20 protein-coding genes are annotated in these 22,866 nt (G+C 70.1%); 8 read left to right on the forward strand and 12 right to left on the reverse strand.

The features are described 5' to 3' along the window. Window positions 1-112: 112 nt before the first annotated feature. A complete protein-coding gene (locus V6U86_RS32750) occupies window positions 113-634 on the reverse strand; it encodes a class I SAM-dependent methyltransferase (protein ID WP_334510305.1) in 522 nt (173 codons plus the stop codon). Window positions 635-824: 190 nt separating this feature from the next. Next, window positions 825-2,312, reverse strand: coding sequence for an MFS transporter (locus tag V6U86_RS32755; RefSeq protein WP_334510307.1), 1,488 nt, complete (start codon window positions 2,310-2,312; stop codon window positions 825-827). A 324-nt stretch (window positions 2,313-2,636) separates the two neighbouring features. Between V6U86_RS32755 and V6U86_RS32760 the strand changes: the two genes are divergently transcribed. Further along, window positions 2,637-3,359, forward strand: coding sequence for an SDR family NAD(P)-dependent oxidoreductase (locus V6U86_RS32760; protein ID WP_334510310.1), 723 nt, complete (start codon window positions 2,637-2,639; stop codon window positions 3,357-3,359). A gap of 86 nt (window positions 3,360-3,445) precedes the next feature. Here the strand turns inward: V6U86_RS32760 and V6U86_RS32765 are convergent, their stop codons facing one another. Then, complete coding sequence (locus V6U86_RS32765) at window positions 3,446-6,676, reverse strand: S8 family peptidase (RefSeq protein ID WP_334510312.1); 3,231 nt, start codon at window positions 6,674-6,676, stop codon at window positions 3,446-3,448. 181 nt (window positions 6,677-6,857) lie between these two features. Here V6U86_RS32765 and V6U86_RS32770 point away from each other — a divergent pair, with 181 nt between their 5' ends. Beyond that, window positions 6,858-7,358, forward strand: coding sequence for a sigma-70 family RNA polymerase sigma factor (locus V6U86_RS32770; protein WP_334510314.1), 501 nt, complete (start codon window positions 6,858-6,860; stop codon window positions 7,356-7,358). Next, the gene (locus tag V6U86_RS32775; protein WP_334510316.1) at window positions 7,351-8,040 is read left to right on the forward strand and encodes an RICIN domain-containing protein; all 690 of its coding nucleotides are present in this window, start codon (window positions 7,351-7,353) and stop codon (window positions 8,038-8,040) included. Before V6U86_RS32770 ends, V6U86_RS32775 begins: the two co-directional genes overlap by 8 nt. Before the next feature lie 27 nt (window positions 8,041-8,067). On the opposite strand, the gene V6U86_RS32780 is transcribed toward V6U86_RS32775, so the two are convergent. Beyond that, entirely contained in the window at window positions 8,068-8,730 is a 663-nt protein-coding gene (locus tag V6U86_RS32780; protein WP_334510318.1) for a hypothetical protein, read from the reverse strand. A gap of 1 nt (window position 8,731) precedes the next feature. Between V6U86_RS32780 and V6U86_RS32785 the strand changes: the two genes are divergently transcribed. The 3 genes from V6U86_RS32785 to V6U86_RS32795 all read left to right on the forward strand — a co-directional run bounded on the left by V6U86_RS32785 (window position 8,732) and on the right by V6U86_RS32795 (window position 13,417). Next, window positions 8,732-10,129 (forward strand): HupE/UreJ family protein, encoded by a 1,398-nt coding sequence (locus V6U86_RS32785; protein WP_334510320.1) that lies wholly within the window; start codon window positions 8,732-8,734, stop codon window positions 10,127-10,129. Between the two features lie 144 nt (window positions 10,130-10,273). Next, window positions 10,274-12,247, forward strand: a complete 1,974-nt coding sequence (locus tag V6U86_RS32790) for a metallophosphoesterase family protein (RefSeq protein ID WP_334510322.1) — start codon at window positions 10,274-10,276, stop codon at window positions 12,245-12,247. Window positions 12,248-12,337: 90 nt separating this feature from the next. After that, entirely contained in the window at window positions 12,338-13,417 is a 1,080-nt protein-coding gene (locus V6U86_RS32795) for a WxL protein peptidoglycan domain-containing protein (protein ID WP_334510324.1), read from the forward strand. A 4-nt stretch (window positions 13,418-13,421) separates the two neighbouring features. Here V6U86_RS32795 and V6U86_RS32800 read toward each other — a convergent pair whose 3' ends face one another. Continuing rightward, entirely contained in the window at window positions 13,422-14,981 is a 1,560-nt protein-coding gene (locus tag V6U86_RS32800; protein WP_334510326.1) for an acetolactate synthase large subunit, read from the reverse strand. A gap of 80 nt (window positions 14,982-15,061) precedes the next feature. Beyond that, on the reverse strand, window positions 15,062-15,742 hold the full coding sequence (locus tag V6U86_RS32805; protein ID WP_334510328.1) for a YoaK family protein: 681 nt from the start codon (window positions 15,740-15,742) through the stop codon (window positions 15,062-15,064). A gap of 193 nt (window positions 15,743-15,935) precedes the next feature. Between V6U86_RS32805 and V6U86_RS32810 the strand changes: the two genes are divergently transcribed. After that, the gene (locus tag V6U86_RS32810; protein ID WP_334510331.1) at window positions 15,936-16,907 is read left to right on the forward strand and encodes an NADP-dependent oxidoreductase; all 972 of its coding nucleotides are present in this window, start codon (window positions 15,936-15,938) and stop codon (window positions 16,905-16,907) included. A gap of 4 nt (window positions 16,908-16,911) precedes the next feature. On the opposite strand, the gene V6U86_RS32815 is transcribed toward V6U86_RS32810, so the two are convergent. The 6 genes from V6U86_RS32815 to V6U86_RS32840 all read right to left on the reverse strand — a co-directional run bounded on the left by V6U86_RS32815 (window position 16,912) and on the right by V6U86_RS32840 (window position 21,835). Beyond that, window positions 16,912-17,502 (reverse strand): HAD family hydrolase, encoded by a 591-nt coding sequence (locus V6U86_RS32815; RefSeq protein ID WP_334510334.1) that lies wholly within the window; start codon window positions 17,500-17,502, stop codon window positions 16,912-16,914. A 17-nt stretch (window positions 17,503-17,519) separates the two neighbouring features. Beyond that, window positions 17,520-18,743, reverse strand: a complete 1,224-nt coding sequence (locus V6U86_RS32820; protein WP_334510337.1) for an RNA polymerase sigma factor — start codon at window positions 18,741-18,743, stop codon at window positions 17,520-17,522. Between the two features lie 35 nt (window positions 18,744-18,778). Beyond that, complete coding sequence (locus V6U86_RS32825) at window positions 18,779-19,126, reverse strand: YciI family protein (protein ID WP_334510349.1); 348 nt, start codon at window positions 19,124-19,126, stop codon at window positions 18,779-18,781. A gap of 112 nt (window positions 19,127-19,238) precedes the next feature. Beyond that, window positions 19,239-20,423: a low temperature requirement protein A gene (locus tag V6U86_RS32830; RefSeq protein ID WP_334510340.1), complete on the reverse strand. Its 1,185-nt coding sequence runs from the start codon at window positions 20,421-20,423 to the stop codon at window positions 19,239-19,241. A gap of 91 nt (window positions 20,424-20,514) precedes the next feature. Continuing rightward, window positions 20,515-21,573: a tryptophan--tRNA ligase gene (gene trpS / locus V6U86_RS32835; protein WP_334510342.1), complete on the reverse strand. Its 1,059-nt coding sequence runs from the start codon at window positions 21,571-21,573 to the stop codon at window positions 20,515-20,517. An 85-nt stretch (window positions 21,574-21,658) separates the two neighbouring features. Next, window positions 21,659-21,835 (reverse strand): hypothetical protein, encoded by a 177-nt coding sequence (locus tag V6U86_RS32840; protein WP_334510345.1) that lies wholly within the window; start codon window positions 21,833-21,835, stop codon window positions 21,659-21,661. Between the two features lie 147 nt (window positions 21,836-21,982). Here V6U86_RS32840 and V6U86_RS32845 point away from each other — a divergent pair, with 147 nt between their 5' ends. Beyond that, window positions 21,983-22,237, forward strand: a complete 255-nt coding sequence (locus V6U86_RS32845; protein ID WP_334510347.1) for an SCO4848 family membrane protein — start codon at window positions 21,983-21,985, stop codon at window positions 22,235-22,237. The last annotated feature ends 629 nt before the right edge of the window (window positions 22,238-22,866 follow it).

Raw genomic sequence — 22,866 nt, forward strand, 5'->3', positions numbered from 1 at the left:
GTCTGCTGACTCTGCAGCGCTGACATGAGGTGATCACGCTCGACGAAACGGGCGGGCTCGGCATCACGCCGAGCCCGCCCGGCTCACGTTGCCGGTGTGGTCAGGCCCGAACTCATTCCACAGGTGTGCCGGTCACACAGGTCAGCACCTGGCCCTGACCACGGGTGGTGCTCGATGTGGTGGTGGCGAAACCGTGGGTTCCGAGCAGTAGTTCGGTCGCGGTGAGGTTCGCGGTGGCGTGTGCGGCGGTGGGTCGCTCGCCGAAGACGTAGAGCCGTCCTCTCGGCGCCAGCAGGCTTCGCATCCGAGCAATCTGCTGCGCCGCGTCGCCCAACCAGAAGAGGCTGACGTTCACCGCGAAGATCTTGGTGAAGTGCCCGGTCGGAAGATCGGCGGACTCGAACCCGACACATCGGATCTCGGCTCTGCCGGCGTCGATGTGGCTCAGGTTCCGCTTGGTCGCCAGCCGCACCATCGACGCGGCGCGGTCGATGGCGACGATCCGGCCGGTCTCGAGTTGGCCGGCGACCAGGGAGACGGCCGCTCCCCGCCCGCACCCGATCTCCAGCACCCGGTCGTCGGGCGCCACCGCCATGGTCTCCACCGCCCAGCGCTGCCGATGGCCGGCCGGCACCCGAACCGTTTCGTTCGGCTTGGGCGCCAGGTCAGCGCTGGACGGACCCCGATCGTGGGGCGAAAGAGTGGACCTCACCACGTCACCCGCCGGTGCCTTCTCTGCTCCACACCTCTGATTCCACCCTCTCGACGGAGTCGACGCACCGTGTCCTCGGTCACCGAGCCCCATTAGACAGGGCCGACGGCGATCAGTGCACGGGCACCGGCGCGACGTCCCCGAGGGCGTCCGCCGGAGCCGGAACGTGCTTCGGAGCGCCGGCGTTCACCATGGTCACGGAGACGAGGGCGGCCGCGACCACAAATCCGACGGCGAGCCAGTACGCGACCGAGTAGCCGTGCATCAGCGCCTCGTTCCGTTCCTGGGCCTGTGCCGCCGGGCCACCGTGCGAGAGCAGGTAGGTGGCGGCCGAACTGGTCGCGATGGTGTTGAGCAACGCGGTGCCGATCGATCCGCCGACCTGTTGCGACGAACTGATCATCGCGGAGGCGACACCGGCGTCCTTGGGTTCGACGCCGTGGGTGGAGATGCTCATCGCGGGCATGAAGGCGGTGCCGATGCCGATCCCGATCACGGCCTCGGCGAACGCGATCTGCGGGAAGCCGCTGTCCGCGTCGAGTAGCGCGAGCAGCACCAGACCGACAGCGGTGACGAGGTACCCCGCGACCATGATCGGTCGGGGGGCGATCCGGTGCGCGAGTCGTGCGCCGATCTGCGTGGCCCCGATTGCCTGCGGCACGGCCATCGGCATGAACGCCAGACCGGCCATCACCGGCGACCATCCCTTGACCTGCTGGAAGTAGTAACTGAGCAGGAGGAACATCCCGAACATGCTGACGATCGCAAGGCCGACCGAGAGGTACGCGGCGGCCCGGTTGCGTTCGGTCAGGACGCGCAGTGGCAGCAGTGGGGATGTGACCCGCGCCTGCACCACGACGAAGGTCACCAGCAGCAACACCCCGGCGGCGAAAGATCCGATGGTGACGCCCGCTGACCATCCGTGGCTCTCAGCGACGCTGAACCCGTAGACCAGGCCGACGAGCCCGGAGCTGGCCAGCAGGACGCCGGGAAGGTCGAGTCGGGCGCGGTGCCGCTCGCCGTCGTCGTGGACAGTGCGGCTGGCGCCAAGGATCCCGATGACCGCGATCGGTACGAGGACGAACATCGCGAAGCGCCAGTTCAGGTACTGGGTGAGCAGCCCTCCGACGATCAGGCCGACAGCACCGCCAGCAATTGAGACCGCGCTGAACACGCCGAACGCCTTCGCGCGGTCCCTCGGCTGCGTGAAGGACAGGGAGAGCAACGAGAGGGCGGCCGGCGCGAGCAGGGCTGCGAACACACCCTGTAGCGCCCGTGCGAGCAGCAGCATCGCGGCGTTGACGGCCAGGCCGCCGATCGCCGAGGCGACCGCGAAGCCGGCCAGCGCGATCAGGAAGGTGCGCTTGCGCCCGACCATGTCACCGACCCGGCCGCCGACCAGCAGCAGGCCGCCGAAGGCCAGACCGTACGCGGTCACCACCCACTGCCTGCTCCCGTCCGTGAAGTGCAATGACTGTTGCGCCGAGGGGAGCGCGATGTTCATGACTGCGCCGTCGAGCACCACCATCAGTTGAGCGATGGAGATGAACAACAGGGCCTTCCACCGCTGGGACTCCGGGGCGGTTCGACCTCTGGGCATGACTGTTCCTTAAGGGCTATTTGCGTGGATTGCTGCGACTCGGCCAACGCTAACGACGTTGTGGAACGACCACCACAGAATGTGCCTGCGGTTACAGCGCCTGCACGGCGGCACTCTCGACGCAATTGGGTGCTTCCGACGCCGATGTCCCGCTCAGCAAGTGCGCTTGCAGCGCCTGTCGCACTCGTTGTGAGTGCCGTTACTTTGTCGATCGTTCCAGAAAAGGTTAGCGTTCCGTCTCGCGCCCCGCGCTCCGCGGCGGCTGATCAGTCGAGATGGATGTGAGTCGAGATGTCTGGACGGTTGGAATCAAAGGTGCTGGTCGTGACCGGCGGCACGCAGGGCATGGGCCTGGCGTTCGCCCAGCGGGCGGCCACGGAAGGGGCCCGCGTGGTCATCGGCGCCCGGGACAAGGACCGGGGCGAGGAGATCGCCGCGCAGATCAGGAAGACGGGCGGCACCGCGCTCTTCGTGCCCACCGACGTCACTGTCGAGGAAGAGGTGGCGCGGCTCGTCGACGCCGCGGTGACCGAGTACGGGCGGCTGGACGGCGCGTTCAACAACGCGGGCGGTGGCCCGATGGCCAGCGTGCGGGAGACCGACAGTGACAACTGGCACCGGTCGCTGGCCCTCAACCTGACCAGCGTCTTCTACGGCCTCAAGTACGAGCTTCCGGCGATCATCGCCTCCGGCGGTGGCGCGATCGTCAACAACGCTTCCGTCTCCGGCGTGAAGGGTGACGCGACCCAGGCGGCCTACAACGCGGCGAAGCACGGGGTCATCGGTCTGACGCGCTCGGCGGCCCACGACGTGGCGCGCTCCGGTGTGCGGGTCAACGCCCTGGTCACCGGCCTGATCGACACCCCGCTCTGGCAGAACGTGGTCAGCCAGGCCCCGGAGGTCGCCGAACGCTACCTGTCGGCGCAGCCGACCGGGCGTGCCGGCACCTCCGACGAGGTCGCCGCGCTCACCGCGTTCCTGCTCAGCGACGAGGCCACCTTCATCAGCGGCGCGTCCATCGCCATCGACGGTGCCCTCACCGCCTGAGGCGCTGAGGCGCTGAGGCGCTGGGGCGCTGAGGACCGGTCCGGGGCGGCGGCTTCAGCGGCCGCCGCCCCGGACCGGGTGGTACGTCAGGCGATCCGGTAGGCCCGCTGGATCGTCTGCGTGACCGTGTTGCCGGCGGTGTCGGTGGCGGTCAGTCGCAGCGAGACGAACCCGGCCCGTCGCGGATGACTGACCAGAGCCACGTTCCGGTGCACCGGCACCACGACCCACGTCCTGCCGTCGTCGAACGACGCGGACACGCTGAGCGTGCGGTTGGGCGCGGCCTTCGAGCCGGCCTGCCGGTCCAGCGCCACCGGGACCGGCATGGTCCGGCCCTTGCGGGCCGTGTTGGTGTCGTCGAGCACCGGCGTCGGGCGGGCCGTCGTCAGGGGCAACCGCTGCGGCGATGTCGTGTGCGCCGAGGTGAAGGTCCAGGCCACCGAGACCGACGTCGACAGGGTGTCCGGTGCGCCTCGGGTGGCGGTCGCCTCCAGACGGTAGGTGGCCTTCCCGGCGGGCACCGCGAACTCGGCCCACGGGCTGTCCGAGGTGCCGATCTCCTTACCGTCGCGCAGCAGCCGGAACCGCACCGGCTGATCGTCACGGCTCGCCGGGCGACCGGTCGCGTCGCCGAAGAGGGGCACCGACGCGATCGAGATGGTGTCGCCGTCGCGGCCCGCGTACCCCAGTGGTGACAGGGGCGGCGCCTGGGTCACGCTGGGCCCGAAGGGTGCCGCGTTCCAGGTCTGGCGGTACGTACGACCCGACGTGAAGGTCGAATCCTGCGTCGTCAGGTTGTCGCCCTCGACGAACGTGGACGTCCAGACGATGCCGCCGTCGGTGTTGTAGTACTCGGTGCCCTTGAACGGCAGGTCGATCGGCGTGTTCGACCCGATCGGGCCGGAGCCGCCGGGCGCCGACGCGCGGTGGAACCGGGTGGCCGTCGTCGTGGTGGACTGGCTGCGGTAGGTCGCTTGGACGGTGGCGAGGTTCTTCGGCGACAGCTTCCGGGTCAGCCCGGTGAACATGTCGCCCTTGCCGACGTACGCCAGGTCGTAGGTGAAGGGGCTGTTCCGGAAGGTGCCGTCCTTGCCCGGTCGCGCGAGCCCGACGCCCAGCGTCGCGGTGAACTCGGGTGCCGTGACGGCGGGCCCGATCCGGCCGAAGAAGACCCCCGCGACCGACGCTCCGCTGAGTTGGACGCCCGGGTAGCGCAGCCCGTCGTTCCAGTTGGCGCTGACGTTGATCGAGATCGGCGTGGCGTCGCGCTGCGGCACGGTCACCGCGACCGGCTTGGCGCTGCGGGCGTCGATCGCCTCGGTGACCGGGCCACGGACGTCCAGGACCGGCTGTGCGAGCAGGGTCGACACGTTCCCCTCGTGGATGGTGCTGTACAACGCGTAGCGGCCCTTGGGCAGGCGCAGGACACCGCCGCCCGGCGTCGCGGCGAGGGTGGAGAACTCGCCGGTGGTCAGGTTCGCCGCCACGGTGGTGTACTCGGTGGCCGGCTTACCGTCGCGGCCGGTGTGGGGCAGCCGTACGTCGTAGCTCTCGATCTCACGGTTCAGCGCGAACGGCGTCCGTACCCGCAGATCGCCGGCACCGGTCGCGGTCAGCGCCCCCTGATAGACGCCGTCCGGGGCGTCCACCCTGGTGTCCACCGTGATCGTCGCCTCGGCGCGGCCACCGGCCGGCACCACAAGCGTGGCCGGGCTGACGGTGAGCATGCCGGCCGGGGCCGGAGCGATGGCCAGCGTCAGGGTGACCGGCGCGGTGCCCGTGTTGCGGTAGCCGACGACCTGGGTGAACGGGGTGTCGTCGGCGTGTGGCCAGCGCTGCACCGGAAAGTCGATGGCGGCCACGTCGGCGGCGACCGGCTGGGCGACCGCGCGGGCGATGTCGACCCGGCCGGCGCCCTGCTCGTAGATGGTGTCCGCGCCGGTCGGCTTGGCCGAGCCCATCAGGGCGGCCTTGAGCTGCGGCCCGGTCCAGTCCGGGTGCTGACCGACGAGGATCGCGGCGGTGCCGGCCACGTGCGGAGTCGCCATCGACGTACCCGACATGGGGGCGTAGTCGCCGCCTGGAGCGGCGGCCACGATGTCGACGCCCGGCGCGCTGATCTCGGGTTTGATGTGGTTGTCGCCGATGCGAGGGCCCCGGCTGGAGAAGTAGGCCCGCTGGTCGTCGGCGTCGACCGCGGCGACGGCGAGAGCGTCGTCGGCGGAGGCCGGCGAGGAGACCGACTTCGGCTTCCCCTCGTTGCCGGCCGCGATCACGAAGAGGGTGCCGTACTGGTGGCTCAACTCCTGGACCGCGGTCTCCAGCGGGTCGAGTCCGGGCGCGTCGTCGCCGCCCAAGCTCACGTTGACCACCCGGGTCTGCGGCGCGAGCCACTGCATGCCGGTGATGATGTCCGAGTCCTGGCATTCGGTGGTGGCGCAGACCTTGCCGACGAGCAGTTTCGCCCCCGGCGCGACCCCGCGGTACCTGCCGCCGGAGGCCGCGCCGCTGCCGACGATCGTCGACGCCACGTGGGTGCCGTGGCCGACCGAGTCGCTGGGGTCGCCGCCGCCGGTGAAGTCCCGGACCTCGGCGAGCCGTCCGGCGAAGTCGGGGTGGCTGGCGTCGATCCCGGTGTCCAGCACGCCGACGGTGACACCTGTGCCGTCGAAACCGGCCTGCCACGCCGCCGGGGCACCGATCTGCGCCACGCTGTGGTCGAGGGAGACCGTGCGCTTGCCGTCCAGCCAGATGTGGGTGACCCCGTCGGTGAGGGTGCGCGCGGACGCCGTACCGCGGGTGAGCGACGTCCAGAGCGTCACCCGGTCGTCCCGGTCCGCCCGGACCGCGAGCGCGTGGGCGGCCGGCAGGTCGGCCCGCACCAGCCCGGCACCCCCGGTGGTCGCGGTCCGCGCCCGCGCCGCCATGTTCTCGGGGTACGCGACCAGCAGCGGCAACTCCGCCGCCCGGTCGTCGTAGCCGAACTCGCCTAGCGTGGTGAGGTCGAACAGGCGGCGGTCGAGCCGCCCGTCCCGCACCAGCGGCATCGCGTCCACCGGGATGACGTACTGGTGACCGTCCTCCCGGCTGCTCACGAACCGCATGGCGGCCCGCCCCGGCCCTCGCTGGATCTGCGGGCGACCCGCCGCGTCCAGCGACACGCGGTCCCCGGTGATCAGGGTGAAGCTTCCGGCGGTGCCGGGGACGGTGGCCGCCGGCTTCTCCTGCGCGTTCGCCGGTTGGGCGGCCAGGCCCGCCGCAACCAGCGCGGTCGCGAGTATGCCGGCTGTCAGGGCGCGTCGTTGCCGTCGTCGCACATCGTCCTCTCCGCCACGGGCGTCTCCCGGGTCGGCACGATGACGCCTGGCCAGGTCGTTAGGTTGATCACTCCGGTGTGACGGGGGCCACAATCTCGCCCCGCGCCGACGCGACCGGTCCACCCGGGCGAGTTCCATGCGGCGGTGACCAGGGGACGAGGCGTTGGAGGGCACCGGTCCGATGCGTGATGCCGAAGAGTTCGACGCCCTCTACGCGGCCTGCGCCGGTCGGGTGGTGGGTCACGTGTACGCGCTCACCGGCAACCGCGCCGAGGCCGAGGACGCCGTCGCCGAGGCGTTCATGCGAGCGTGGCAGCGATGGCGGACGGTGCGGGAGACGGACAGTCCGGAGGCGTGGGTCCGCCGGGTCGCCTCCCGCATCGCGGTGAGCAGCTGGCGCAAGGCGTTCAACCGGGTACGCGCACATCGCCGGGCCGCCGTCGACCAGGGCGTGCCCGCGCTGAACGAGGACCATGTCGCGCTGCTGCAGGCGCTGCAACGGCTCAGCGCCAACGAGCGGCGGGCCGTCGTGCTGCACCACCTCAACGATCTCAGCGTCGCGGAGGTGGCAGCCGAGATGCAGGCCCCCGTCGGAACCGTGAAGACGTACCTCGCCCGTGGTCGGAGAGCGATGGCCGGGTTGCTGACCGATGCGCATCAGGAGGAGACCTCCCATGGCTGATCTGCGCGACGATCTGACCGCGATCGTGGACGAGGTCCGGCGAGTCGTCACGCTGCCGGGGGCAGAGACGTTGCGCCGCCGCAGCGACCGGCGTCGGCGGCGTCGGGCGGCCGTCGGCGCGGCAGGGCTGGCCGTGGTGGCCATCGCCGCCGGCGCCACTCTGGTGCAGGCGCGGAGCGCCGTCGAGACACCTGGCGTCGGCCCGGCCAGCCAGGTCGCACCGCCCGTGGTTCCGTCCGCGACCGCTTCGGCGGGACCGCAGGACATCCTCGCCGGTCGGCGGCAGGTCCAGATCGTGCTGCCCGGCATGAGCGGGGCCACCCTGGCGATCGACCGCGACGGCGACCAGGTGCGGGCCACCACCGAACAGGGCATCGACGACCGGGCGCTGTGGGTGCTGCGCCCCGAGGGCGACAGGTACCGGATCCTCCTGGCGTCCGGTGCCAACGCGGTCTGCATGACCGTCGTGCACGACACCGCGCCGGGCAGCGTACGCGGCCGGGCGTGTGATGCCGCCGCCTCTACGCAGCTCTTCCGGATCGATCAGGTTCCGGACGGCAGCTACTCGATCTTCCAGGGGAAGCGTTACGTGCAGGTGGTCGACGGCACCAACGCCCTGGTCCCCGACCTGCCCGAGGGGCTCACCACCACGTACGAGTTTCTGGATCGCGGGCCAAGGTAGGCGGCCTCGACACTGCGGCCCGGATCGTCAGAGCCAGACCACGATCCCGGTCAGGTCGTTGAGCACGGCGGCCACGCCGGCCCGAATGGCCGCCGCGCAGCGGTCCGGGGTGAACGAGTTCGGGTCGTACGTCGAGGACATGCCGAGCCCCTCACCACGGAACGACGCGCCGTCCCAGTCGACCGCTGTGACGTTGTGGGTGGGCTCGGCCAGCTCCGCGCCGACCACGAGGAACTTCTCGTCCAGGTGGTTCGGGGTGACCAACGCGAGCGCGTCGATGAGGTCGTTGCCGGCGCTGACGATGAGGTCCGGACCCATCTCCATCGCCTTCGCGATGCTGGGAACGGTGCTGTGCGCGTCGCCGACGGCGATCGTCCTCAGGTCGACGTGTTCGTCGTCGGCCCACTCCTTGACCGCTGTCACGAGCGACGTGGTCGGCTTGTCCGAACCGCTGGTCAACAGGACCACCCGGTAGTCCTTCGGCGGGTGGACATTGGCCCACGAGCCGGGCTTCGGGGTGATGGTCGCCTCCGGCGCGGGCTTCGCGGACGGGTCGACGAACCCCGGGCCGAGGACGCCGATGGCGCTGGGCGTCGGACGTGGCTCGGACCAGTCGTCGCTGGAGTTGCAGGCGGTGACCAGTGCGGCGGTCGCGGCCAGCAGGGCAACGGCCCGAAGCGGGGGGCGCAAGGTGATCGTCCTCCGGGTGGTGGCGGAATGTGCGCGTACTTCTTCGTATTCCTATCTCAATTCTGGCCACCGGCAATCGGTGGAAGGCCGTTCGGGGACTTTGTTTGCCGGCGGTTCGTCGGTGCGGGGGTTGGTGTTAACCCGCGGCATGCAACGTGCACTGGCCAACCGAGGGAGTCGAATGTCAGGCCGCATCCGCCGTACCGTTATCGTCGCCGCTGTCGGTTTCGCCGCAGCGGTGGTTCCGTTTCTGGCCGCCGAGCCGGCGTCCGCGCACGGCTTCTCGTCGACCGTGTACGCGAAAATTGATGCGGGAGACGAGGGTCACATTCGGACGGTGCTGGAGCTCGAATACGACCTCCTCGTCGTTTCCGCCGCGGATACCGGTGACGACGACCCGCTCTTTCAGGCGGGAACCGCCGCGTTCGAGGCGGGCGACACCGCCGCCCAGGCCGCCGCTCTGAAGAGTCACGCGTCGACGGTCCTCAGGTACGTCTCCGACCGGTTCTCGGTGAGCTCCAAGGGTGCGGCCTGTCAGCCGACGCAGGTGGGCGACGCGACGATCGGCGACCGCGAGGGCGTGCCGTACGCGGACCTGCAGTTCGACTGGACCTGCCCCGAGCGGGTCGACGAGCACGTGGTGCGCAGTGGCCTCTTCCCGGACGGCGAGGGCTACGTCAAGGGTACGAAGACGATCGTCACCTACGAGATCGACGGCCGTTCGGGCAGCGCGGCGCTCGACGCCGCCAACCCGTCCTTCTCGACAGCGCAGGCCTGGTACGAGCGGTTCGGTGAGTTCTTCCTCCTGGGCGCCGAGCATCTGTTGGGCGGGATCGACCACATCCTGTTCCTGCTGGCGCTCATCGCCGGGTCGCGGCGGCTCCGGGAGATCGTGCTCGCGGCGACCAGCTTCACCCTGGCGCACTCGGTGACGTTCATGCTCGCCGCGCTCGGCCTGGTCGAGGTGCCGGGGGCGATCGTGGAGCCGGTCATCGCGCTGTCGATCGCCGTCGTCGCCGGCTGGCACCTGTGGGGGATCTGGCGGCGCGGTGCGCACGCGGCCGATCTGGAGACGGCCGGGCGCGGGCACTTCAGCCTGGATCGGGCCGGTTGGATCCGCCTCGGTGTGGTGTTCTGCTTCGGTCTCGTGCACGGCCTGGGCTTCGCGGGCGCACTGGGCATCAATGAGGCGTGGTCCTGGACCCTGTTGTGGTCTCTGCTGGTGTTCAACGTCGGCATCGAGGTCGTTCAGTTGACGATTATCGCTGTCGTCTTCCCGCTGCTGTTCGTGCTCCGCCGCCGTGCGCCGAAAGTTGGCCTCTGGGCGACCGGGGCCGTTTCTGCAGGCGTGTCCATTATGGGGTTGATCTGGTTTGTGCAGCGCGTTTCTGGATCATGAGTAGGGCTAAGTAGTTTGCGAAGTGCAGTTTCTCGCAAGATCACGTTCATGATCGGTTCACCGGGCAGCGAAAGCGTGGAATTGCTTCCCCGGCGTCGGGTGAAGGCACAATCCACTTCTCTATTTGAAAAGGGAACAATGTCGATGACATTGAGCACCTCGGCACGGGCCTCCGCGCTCGTGCGGCGTCGCCTGGTCGCCGGGGTCGCAGCCGGCTTCCTGGGAATGGGCGCGGCCCTCGGTAGTGGCCTGATGGCCACCGCGAGCGCGGCCGAGTCCACCACCATCACCGGTGTGGTCCTCGGCGTCGGCGCCAACGAGACCCAGCGCATCGTGACCTGGTACTCCTCCGCAGACACCGCGCAGAAGATCCAGCTCGCCCCGACCGCCGAGATCGTCAACGGCGAGTTCCCGGCCAGCGCGATCAGCTTCGACGCCGTCGGTGCGGCGAACACCTCCACCACCGGGTTCAACCGGCACGCCACGATCAGCAACCTGCGTGAGAACACGGCGTACTCGTACCGGGTCGGTGCCGAAGGCAGCTGGTCCCCGGCGTACGCCTTCAAGACGCGGGACTTCGAGGGTGACTTCGACTTCCTGTTCTTCGGCGACCCGCAGATCGGTGCCTCCGGTGATGTCGCGAAGGACCAGGCCGGGTGGGCGGAGACCCTGAAGGTCTCCACCGCGGCGAACCCGAACGCCGAACTGCTGGTCTCCGGCGGCGACCACGTCGAGTCCGCGAACAACGAGGCTCAGTGGGACGCGTACCTCGCCCCGGACCAGCTGCGGCAGTACCCGACGGCCGCCACCATCGGTAACCACGATGTCGGCGGTAAGTCCTGGGAGCAGCACCACTTCACCCCGAACACGGATCGCTCGGCCCAGTACTACAACGGGGACCAGTCGACCCGCTCCGGCGGAGACTTCTGGTACATCTACAAGGACGTGCTGTTCATCGACCTGAACAGCAACAGCTACGTCAACCCGACCGACGGTTCGCTCGGCGGCGACGCGGCGCACGTCGCGTACGTCTCCGACGTGGTCAAGAAGCACGGTTCCGAGGCGAAGTGGAAGGTGCTGGTCTACCACCACGCCATCTACTCGGCGGCGAGCCACTCCACCGACGCGGACAACAAGAACCGCCGGAAGGACTTCACGACCGCTTTCTCCGACCTCGGCATCGACATGGTGCTGCAGGGTCACGACCACGTCTACACCCGCAGTTACTCCATCAAGAACGGTCAGAAGGAGAACCCGGCCGAGCAGCCGGGTGCGGCCGACGTGTTCCCCGGTCCGGGTGGCGTCATCTACGTGACCGCCAACTCGGCCTCCGGCTCGAAGTACTACGACATCAAGAAGCCGGACGGCTCCGGCACCGGCGTCGAAGGGCTCGGCCCGGACCCGCTGAACCCGAGCAACTACTGGTTCAACTCCGCGCAGAACCAGGAGCACGTCCGCAGCTACGTCAAGGTGCAGGTCAAGGCCGACAAGCTGGTGCTCCAGAACATCCGCAGTGGCACCTGTGCGGCGCCGAACGCGGCCGTCGAGAAGGGCGTCTCCTGCAGCAACACCGCCGAGGGACAGCCGGTCGGCTCGATCGTGGACAACACGACGATCCACCCGTTCAACGCTGACGGCCAGTCCATCCAGGTGAACGTGCCGAACCCGGCCCCGGGCGAGTTCGGTTGGACGATCGACGGCTACAACGGCCTGGTGGACCTGGGTACCGCGCAGGAGCGCAACGGCACCTACTTCCAGGCGAACGGCAAGATCAACCCGATCCTCGTGTCGGACAGCCGCCGCTCGCTCGCCCCGTGGTCGATCTCGGCCAACGTCGGTGACTTCACCGACGCCGAGAAGACCTTCTCGGGCTCCTACCTGGGCTGGAACCCGTACGTGCTCGACGCCGGCGCGGGCGCCGAGGCCGGTGCCCCGGTCCTGTCGTCCTACGACGACCAGGGCAAGGGCCTCTCGGTCTCCAGCGGCCTCGCCGCGGCCGCGCAGGGTCACCCGCGTGGCGGCGCGAAGCTCGGCGCCGACCTGGATCTGAAGATCCCGGACAGCATCGCGAAGGGTAGCTACCGCACCACCCTCACGATCACCGCGCTGAGCAGCTGACCGACCAGTTCCATCGGGCGGGGTAGGCACCTTCGGGTGCCTACCCCGCCACCCATTTGCCCCCTTCCAAGATCACCTCAAGGAACCGACATGTACCCGTCCGTAACGCGCTGGAAGACCACGCCCGCCGCACTCCTCCGTACGACCGCACTGTCCCTGCTCGCCGTCGTCGCGGCCGTCGGTGTCGGCACCGGTCCCGCCCATGCGGCGGACGGTAACGTCGCCTGGACGGTGCGGACGGCCTCCAACGGTTACGGCGAGGCCCGGTCCAGCTACAGCTACAACGTCAACCCCGGTGGGGCCGTCGAGGACGCCATGGTCGTGGCCAACCGCGGCCCGGCGCCGCTGAGCCTCTCCGTGTACGCCGCCGACGGCTTCACCACCGACGCCGGCCAACTCGACCTGCTCACCAAGGACAAGAAGTCCACCGCGATCGGCGCCTGGGTGAAGCCGAACGCCGGCAGCGTCGTGATCCAGCCCGGAAAGACGGCCCAGGTCCCGTTCAAGGTCAGCGTTCCCGGGAACGCCACGCCCGGTGACTACGTCGGCGGCATCCTCACCACACTGACCCAGGCCGACCAGGCTGAGGGGATCAACGTCGACCGGCGCCTCGGCATCCGGATCAAGTTGCGGGTCGGCGGCGAGCTGAAGCCGAACCTCGCGATCGAGAACCTGCACGTGACGTACGCCGGGCCGACCAACCCGTTCAGCAAGGGTGACGCCACCGTCACCTTCAAGGTCCACAACGTCGGCAACGCGGCCCTTTCCGGCCAGCAGACGATGAACGTCGCGGGCCCGTTCGGCCTGCTGAAGGTACGGGCCGAGGACATCGCCGCGCTGCCCGAGCTGCTTCCGGGTGAGAGCTGGGACATGACGGTGCCCGTACACGGGGTGGCTCCCACCATCTCGCTGGCCGCGACCGCGACCCTGATGCCCCTGCTCACCGACGCCTCGGGCTCCACCACCTCGCTCAAGCCGGTCCAGGCCACCGCGCACGGCTGGGCCCTGCCCTGGATGCTGGTGCTGGTGCTCGTCGTGCTGATCGCCGTGCTCGTCGGGACGTACCTGTACCGGCGCCGCAACCAGACGCTGAGCAAGGCACGCGAGGACGCCCGCGTACGCGACGCCGTTGAGCAGGCGCTTCGTGGCCCGGAGCCGCAGACCTCCTGATCACTCAGCCGACCGCCGGGATCACCGCCTGGATGAGGTGTGGTCCCGGCTCGGCGATGGCCCGGGAGAACTGCTCGGCGAGTTCCTCGGCGGTCGTCGCGCGACTGGCGGTGATGCCGAGTCCCTCCGCCAGCCTCACGTAGTCGACCGCCGGGTTGGCCAGGTCGAACAACGGGTTGTCATCAGCCTTGCCAGGGCCGGGGCGCACTGTGAAGTAACCCCACTCCGCCCGGAGGATCGCGTACGCGTGGTTGTTGAGGATCACGTTGGTGACGTTCAGTCGCTCGCGGGCCTGGGTCCAGAGGGCGGTGACTGTGTACATGGCGCACCCGTCGGCCACCAACGCCACCACCGGCCGGTCGGGGGCGGCGATGGCGGCGCCGACGGCCAGCGGCAGACCGTCGCCCATCGCGCCGCCGCACTGCATGAGAACGTCGTGTCGGGGAGCGCCCTCGGTGGCCGCGGCCAGGGCGGTGCCGGAGCTGACGGTCTCGTCGACGACGATCGCCCGTTCGGGCAGCAGCGCGCCGACGACCTCGGTCCAGCTCTTGAGGGTGAGCGGCCCGCTCGGCATCGTCGGCCGGTGGGGTTTGGTGACGTCGGGAGCGGTGTCGGGCGCCAGCAGGTCGGCGAGTTGCTCGAGCGCGGCGACGGCGTCCTGGCCGGCCTCGGCGAGCGCGTGTGACTGGGCGCTCTCCGGGACGAGGCAGCTTGGCACGTCGGGGTAGGCGAAGAAGGCGACGGGTTCCTTGGCACCGGCGGTGATGACGTGCTTCACCCCGGCCAACTGTTTGACCGTCTGGTCGGGGAAGAAGCTCAGCCGAGGGAAGGTGGGCAGGCCGGCGCCATGCTCGAGCCGGTTGGAGTAGAGCTCCTGCAACACCCGCGCGCCGGTGGCGGCACCGATGCGGCTCGCCGCGCAGAGGCCCGCCTCGCGGACCGCCGGACCGCCGATGACCAGGGCGGTCGGTTCGCCACTGCGAAGCACGTCCGCGATCCGCGCGATCACGTCCTGGGTCACCGGCGGCGGAGGCTTACGGGCGGCGGGCGTGCCGACCACTCCGCCGTCGTCCCACGAGGCGTCCGCCGGCACGATCACGGTGGCGACCTGCCCGGGTGGTTCCACGGCCGCGGCCAGGGTGGCGGCGGCGTCGGTCCCCGTGCCCGCGGCGTTCTCGGGGCGGCGGACCGAGCCGCGTAGCCAACTGCCGAGGGCGGCGATGTCAGAGGTCAGGGGCGAGTCGTAGACGTTGTGGTAGGTCGGGTGGTCGCCCACGATGCTGACCACCGGCGAGTTGGCCCGACGGCTGTTGTGCAGGTTCGTCAACCCGTAGGCGAATCCCGGTCCCAGGTGCAGCAGCGTCGCGGCGGGCTTGCCGGCGATGCGCGCGTAACCGTCGGCCGCGCCGGTCGCCACGCCCTCGAAGAGCGTCAGCACCCCGCGAAGCTGCGGGACGCCGTCCATGGCTCCGACCATGTGCATCTCGGTGGTGCCCGCATTGGCGAAGACGACCTCGACGCCGCCGTCTGCCAGCGTCCGCATGAGTGCTTCCGCTCCGTTCATCCGGGCCACCTCTCGTCAGATCGTTACCGCCAGCCTAAGTACATAAAAACCACCAAATGCCGCTTATCGCCCAGCGATCATCATCCGCGCACGGGGATCCTGCGCCGGATGAGGCCGATCGCGAACGCGAGCACGGCGATCACGAGCACCGCCGCCGGCACGGATGCCCAGGTCGGGGCCGTACGCAGCACCACGGTGCCGAGCGCGGCACCCACCACCAGCCCCGCCAACCGGCCGACGCCCCCCACGTCGGCAAACCGGTGCGGGTCGAGGATGCGACGCCGGACCAGCTCGGTCAGCGAGCCGGTCAGGTAGGTGGTCGACGCGCCCCGGATGCCGGCAGCCACGGTGATCACGCTCTGGATGCCGCTCGACACGGCCGCCATCGCCAGCAGCACGAGCCCGAATCCGTAGCCGGGACGCGCCGAGCAGGCCAACCAGCCCGCCGTGAAGCCGAGCAACAACACCGCCTCGGCCGAGGTCACCACCGCGGTACGGCGGTTCCATCCCGGCGGGGTGTGGCGCAACGGCACCGTGGCAGCGGCCACCCCCACCGCGTACCCGCCGACCGCCACCACCGCCCCCGCGAGCGCGCGGGTCTCGGCCGTGGCGAGGGCCTGACCGAAGTGCACCAGGTTGCCGGTGATCACGCTGGCGAAGTAGCCGTTGAGCCTGGTCAGGCAGATGACGTCGAGGCAGCCGGAGGCTGCGGCCAGTGCCACCAGGAGCCAGGCCGTGGCCCGCGTCGACGGCGCCTGCACGATGCCCCTTCCGTCGGTACTGCGGCCAGCGCGACCCGCCCGGCGCGGAACCCGGGCCTTCCCCTGCCCGCCCCGGCTACGCCCGGCGAGCATGGCGTTCGCCCTTGTGGGTGAACGGCCCTCAGCTCCGGGCCATGCCTGTTGCCGAGCCGGCATGCTGCGACGGTGACGCCGGCACGGAGAGGGAATCCACATGGGTGACGGGGATGTGCCAGAGCGGATGCAGGCCGCGGCCTTCGACGAGTTCGGCGGGCCGGAGGTGATCACCCTGCGAAAGCTGCCGATCCCGCAGGTCGCCGACGACGAGGTGCTGATCAAGGTCTGGAGCGCTGGCGTCGGGGTGTGGGACGCGTACGAGCGGGAGGGTGTGCTGGTGCCGGAAGGCTCGGGCCTCCCGATCGTGCCCGGCTCCGACGGCGCCGGCACCGTCATCGCGGTTGGCAGCAAGGTGACCAGCCTGGCGGTGGACGACCTGGTCTACGTCTCCGCCACCACCCGGCCGAAGGGTGGCCTCTACGCCGAGTACGCGTCGGTCAAGGCGGAGTACGCGGCGAAGGTGCCCGATGGTGTGCCCGCCGAGCACGCCGGTGCCATGCCCACCGACGCGCTCACCGCGCTCGCCGGGCTCGACACCGTCAGCCTGTCGGCCGGCGCCTGGCTGCTGATCTTCGGCGCGAGCGGCGGTCAGGGCCACCTGGCCGTGCAGTTGGCGAAGCGGCAGGGGCTGAACGTGATCGCCGTGGCGTCCGGAGCGGACGGCGTGGCGCTGGTGACCCGGCTCGGTGCCGACGTGTCCCTCGACGGCCACGGCGACATGACCGAGGTGCTGGCCCGGATCCGGGACGCGGCGCCGGGCGGGGTGAACGCCATCCTGGCGATGGCCGGCGGCGCGACGCTGGACCGCCTCACCGAGGCGCTGGCCGATGGTGGGGTGGTCGCGTACGCCCACGGGGTGCGACCGGAGCCGCAGGAACGGCCGGGCGTCACGGTCCGCGCGTACGACGGCGAATCGAACCCCCGACAGTTGCAGCGCCTCAACGAACTCATCGAGGCGGGGCCGTTCGTGGTGCACGTCGCGCAGACGTTCCCACTGGGCAAGGTGCGGGACGCGCACCAGCGCCTGAAGACGTCCTACGCCGGCAAGCTCCTGCTGACCGTGGCCTGAGACCTCAGGGCGTGCGCTGCTGCGGCACGCGTACCGATGCCATGCCGGCCGCCGTCGCGGCCTGGATGCCCAGGTCGGTGTCCTCGAAGACCAGGCAGGACTCCGGGGGTACGCCGAGCTGCTCCGCCGCGAGCAGGAACGCCTCCGGGTCGGGCTTGGCCCGGGTGTAGTCGTCGGCGCAGACCAGGACGTCGAACCGGTCCAGCAGGCCCAACGTGCCCAGGGAGGCGGTGACCGACGCGCGGGTGCTGCCGGAGACGACGGCGAACGGGACCCGCCGGTGCGCGTCGTGGATGTGCGCCAGCACCTCGGGCACCGCGGCGAGTTGCGGCAGCAACTCCTGGTAGTAGCTCTCCCGGCGCTCGACGACGGCCGCCACCGGCATGGACAGGCCCTGCTGCTCGTTCAGGGCGACGATGATGTCGGCGGTGGGCCGCCCACCCCAGGCGTAGAAGAGATCCTCCGGGAACTCGCAGCCCCACTCCCGCAGAGCCCGCTGCCAGGCCAGGTAGTGCAGCGGCATCGAGTCGACGATGGTGCCGTCGCAGTCGAACAGGTACGCGGCGAAGGGCCCGGGAGGCAGCGGCAGACTCACCCGGGGAAGGGTACAGCTCACTCGGTCGTGACGGATCTCAGCTGGCTGAGCAGGTACGCGCGCTCCGGTTCGGTGCCGACCAGCGCCAACGCGTCGCGGTAGGCGGTCGCGGCTTCGGCGTACCGGCCGAGCCGGCGCAGCAGGTCCGCCCGCGCCGCCGGATAGGGATGGTGGCCGCGCAGGCGCGGATCGTCGGCCAACTCGTCGAGCAACGCGAGCCCCGCCTCCGGGCCGTCCCGCATGGCCACAGCGGCGGCCCGGTTCAGCGCGACGACCGGCGAGGGCACCAGGGCGAGCAGCACGTCGTAGAGCGCCACCACCTGCGGCCAGTCGGTACTGGCGACGTCGGCGGCCTCGTCGTGCAGCGCGGCGATGGCGGCCTGCACCCCGTACGCCCCGGGCGCTCGGCCGGTCAGCGCGACCACCACCAGGCCCCGCCCCTCCTCGATCATGGGGCGGTCCCAGCGGCCCCGATCCTGCTCGTCGAGAAGGATCATGGCGCCGTCCGGCCCGGTACGCGCGTCGCGTCGGGCGTGGACCAGCAGCATCAGGCCGAGCAGCCCGGCGACCTCCCGCTCGGCCGGCAGCAGCCGGCGCAGGATCCGGCCCAGCCGGATGGCCTCCTCGGCCAGGTCGATCCGTTGGAGATTCGGGCCGGAGCTGGCCGCGTACCCCTCGGTGAAGATCGAGTAGACGGCCTGGAGCACCGTGGGCAGACGACCGGGCAGCTCGTCGTCGCTCGGCACCCGGAACGGGATGCGTGCGTCGCGGATCTTCCGTTTGGCGCGGACGAGTCGCTGGGCCATGGTTGCGGGCGGCACCAGGAAGGCCCGCGCGACCTCGGCCGTGGTGAGGCCGGCCAGGAACCGCAGGGTGAGTGCTCCACGGTCCTGCCCGGCGAGAGCCGGGTGCGCGCAGGTGAAGAAGAGCGCCAGCCGGTCGTCGGGCAGGTCACGGTCCGCGTCGGCGGGCGGGGCGTGATCAGCCCGCTCAGCCTCGGCCCGGAGGACGGCGAGCCGGGTCGCCAGCACCCGGTCGCGACGCAGCCGGTCCACAGCTCGACGCCGGGCCGTGGTGAGCAACCAGGCGCCCGGCCGGCTCGGGACGCCGTCGGTCGGCCAGTGGGTCAGCGCCGCCTCGATGGCCTCGGAGGCGACCTCCTCGGCCAGGTCGAGGTCGCCGAAGCGGCGCACGAGCGAGGCGAGCAGTCGGCCGCGTTCCTCCCGGAACACGGCCTCCACCGATGACCCGACGGCTGCCCTCTCACCCGGCACGGTCAGACCTGCACGTCGATCTCGGCGATCGGACGGACCTGGACCGATCCGGGGCCGGTGGCCCCGGGACTGCGGGCGGCCCACTCCAGCGCGGCGTCGAGGTCCGGCACGTCGATGACGTCGTACCCACCGAGCAGCTCACGGGTCTCGGCGAACGGCCCGTCGGTGATCGTGCGCTCGCCGTCGGGGCTCACCTGCACTGTCGTACAGGTGGTCAGGTCCTGTAGCGGATGCCCGGAGACCCAGACGCCGGCGTCCTTCATCTCCCGGTCGTAGCGGATCCAGTCCTCGAAGCTGCACCCGTTGTCGACGACCTCTCCGTCGACCATGGGACTCATGAACAGCAGCATGTACTTCACGTTTCGGCTCCTCTCGGTGCGGCGGTGTCGCCGTACAGCATGACGACGAACGTGGGCCACGGATATCGACACGGCCCGGCCGGATTTCCTGCCCCGGCTCCGCTCACCGCAGGCGCGGCCGCGCAGGGTCGGCTCGTTCGTCGCGTCGGTCCATCCGTCGCTCGAGCCAGGTCACGCCGATCAGGAAGGCCGTCAGCAGGGTGAGCGCGGCCAGTGGCGGCAGGGATCGGCCGATCGCCAGCAGGGGCAGCGGCAGCAACGCGGCGACGACCTGCGTCGGAACCACCGTGCCGACGGTCAACCGCCGGAAGACCAACCTGCTGAGCAGGTAGAGGGCGGTGCCGCCGTAGAGCGCTGTCGCGGCCTCCCAGCCCAGCCGGTCGGAATGCGCCGCCCCCTCGGTGAGGTGGGCGATCACCTCCTCGATGCCCAGCGCCACGTAGATCGCGCCGATGATCAGCGTGGAGTGCCCGAGGCTGTACGCGTCGCCGGCCACCTTGGCCCGTCGCTCAACCGGCACGTTGCTGATGGCCTCTCGGGCTGTGGGCGCCAGCCGATCGAAGTAGAGCCACCACAGGCACACCGTGCTGGTGAGGCCGAGCAGCGCGGCCAGCAGGGCAGAGCCGACCGGCGCCATCGCCCTCGGGCCTGCTCCGGCAGAGATCAGGGATTCCCCGAGCGCGATGATGAGCACCAGACCGAATCGCTCGGCGAAGTGGTCCACGCTGCGCAGTTGCCACGGCCGGAAGGTGGAAGCGATCCGGGCGCCGCCGATGTCCAGCAGGAACGCGACCGTCCAGAGCGCGGTCTGGGCTGCACCACCGAGGACGGCGCCGATGATCAGCGGGACCCAGCCCAGCACGACCGGCACGGCGAAGAACCGCAACGTCGAGCGCAGCGGAGGGTTGGTCGCGCTCGCCCAGAACAGAATCACCAGCTGCACGGCCCGGCCGACCACGTAGGCCAGCGCGAGAGTCAGCGGCGCGTCGAACAGCTCCGGGCTCTGCTGCCACGCGTCCGGCAACACCAGCGCGGCCACGAAGATCGCCGCCATCGCGACCAGGGTGGCGGCGCGGACCGGGCCGACGTCCGGCCGGACCAGGTTTCCCACCCAGATGTACGGCGACCAGGAGTAGAGCAGCAGAAGCAGCAGGAGCAGCCCCTGGGCCAGGGTGAGCGCGCCCGGCGACCCCGCCATGAACGTGATGACCCGGGTGAGTGCGAAGACGAAGACCAGGTCGAAGAAGATCTCGAACATCGTGGTCCGGTGCGTCACTGCCGTAGGCACCGGACGAATATCAGAGATCCTCCTCATCCTGGCATTCTGCGCCATTTCGCTCGGCGCTTCGTCCGGTCTCCTCGCTCAGCGCCGTCCGGCGTCAGGTCGCCGCGTCCGTCCGGCGTCGGCTGCGCTCAGCCCGCCGCCGCACCTGCTGGTACGCGCCGGTCAGCCCCATCGCCCGGCGCACCTCGAGCACGGTCTGGCGTACCTCCTCGCGGGTCCGTTCCGTGCCCTCGACGATCAGCCGGTCGACCAGACCCCGGTCAGCTTCGATCTCGGCCCGACGCTGCCGGATCGGCGCCAGGAATCCCTCCAGCGCGACGACCAACCGTTCCTTGACCTCCACGTCACCCACCCGCCCGGCCCGGTAACGCCGGGCCAGGTCGGCGACCTCGTCGCGGTCCGGATTGAAGATCTCGTGGTACGCGAACACGGGGTTGCCCTCCACCGTGCCGGGCACGTCGGCCCGCACCCGGTTCGGGTCGGTGTACATGCCGAGCACCTTGCGACGCACCGTCGCCGCGTCGTCGGAGAGCGCGATGGTGTTGCCCCGGCTCTTGCTCATCTTGGCCGCGCCGTCGGTGCCCACCAGGCTCGGCGTGTCCGCCGAAATCAGCTCTGGCACCGGGAAGACCGGGCCGTACAGGTGGTTGAAGCGTCGGGCGATCTCCCTGGTCACCTCGACGTGTGCGGCGTTGTCCCGCCCGACCGGAACCACCTCCCCCTTGACACAGAGGATGTCCGCGGCCTGGAGCACCGGATAACCCAGCAGCCCGTACGGCATCTCCTCCTTGCCGGCGTCGCGGGCCATGTCCTTGAGTGAGGGCACCCGTTCCAACCGGGGAACGGTCACCAGGTTCTGCAGGAGGGTGTTGAGATCACCAACCTCTCCGATGGCCGACTGGAGGTAGAAAGTGGCCCGATCCGGGTCGACCCCGGCGGCGAGGATGTCGGTCACCATCTCGCGGGCGTTCCCGGAAACCTGGTCGATGTCCTCGCGGCGGTTGCGAGTGGTGAGCATGTGCAGGTCGGCGATGATGAAGAAGCTCTCGTAACGCCGGTGCAGCCGTACCCGGTTGGCGATGCTGCCGACGTAGTGGCCGAGATGCAGGCGGCCGGTGGGCCGGTCGCCGGTGAGCATTCGTGCGACGGACATGGTGGTGCCTCTCGTTATCCGAAGGTGGGTCATGCGTGGGCGCGCGCCAAGAAGGGCTCAGCCCTGCTCGGTCAGCGGGATCGACTCAGCGAGCCGTCCGCCATCGCGCGCCGGCGCGGAACCGCAGACCACCGGCACGGAGGACGTTCAGAAGTTGCTCACGGCCATCGCCGGAGTTGGTCGGGATCGGGGGCACGGCACCGAGGAAGAGGCCGTCGACCAGGCCGACAGCCACGGAGGTGCAGTTGCCCGTCCGGACCACGGCCTCAGATTACTCGCGGGGTGACGGACGGTGTGGCCTGCGTGTAACCGCCGGCCAGCACTCCGTACGTCGGCGCTCCTGTCCAGGTGTGGCAGTGCGTTCGCGTCGCCGGCCCGCTGAGCAGGTGCGCTGGCATACTCGGCTGCCATGGTGCTGTCGCGAGGGTGGAGCCTCTTCCTGGTCGGAGTCGGCGTCTGGACCTGGGTGATCTGGCCCAGGTTCGCGGTGGCCATCTGGCAGGACCCGCGGTCCTGGCAGTCCAGCACGGTGGCCGAGGGCGCAGCTACCAGCTTTCTGTGGGTGCACGCGCTCCTGATCGCCGCGTCGCTGGCAATCGGCACCACCGCTGGCGTCCTTGGCGTGCGGGCCTGGCTCGCCGCCAGGCGGCAGCAGACGCCCTGATCGTCGCCCTCATTTCGGAGGATCAGAGGTCGTCCGAGGCACGGCGACCGGCGTGCTGCTGGCAGCTGCCGACTCCGCCGCTGTTGCTGGACGCCTCTGACCTGGGAAAACCGCCAGACGACGCGAGTGTGACGCGCGCCGCTACCCACGGATTTGACGATCAAACCCGCAGACGCGTAACTTTCTCTCTGCCAGCGCGGAACGGGGCAAACGGGACGAAGGTCCTAGAGCACCGGAACGGGATGGCAACCGGGTCAAGCAGGGGTTCGCTCCTGCCGGACGCGGTCCGGGCGGGGCTTGCCGGATCGGCCGCGAGGCGGATTTGGTGCGGCGAAGCCGACCGGGTAAGGTTCACGACCGGCAGGGAACCGGGCGAGACTGCGGGAAACCGCAGCGGCCGGTCTGCCGAATCCGACGACCTGACGCAGCGGTTCGCTGCTGCGTGAGTGCGCCGGCGCTGACCCGTACGAAGCATGACAGACCGGGACACACGGTTTGACACGGCGAAGACGGTGAGGTAACGTAGTAAAAGTGCCCGGCGCGAGAGCGGCGGGGACGCGGTACGGAAAGCCCCGAGATGGGTTCCACTGAGTGTGGTGCTTTGATCGGTGTGTGGTTGTTCTTTGAGA

The sequence above is a fragment of the Micromonospora sp. CPCC 205558 genome, from assembly GCF_036902955.1.
Lineage (GTDB): Bacteria > Actinomycetota > Actinomycetes > Mycobacteriales > Micromonosporaceae > Micromonospora.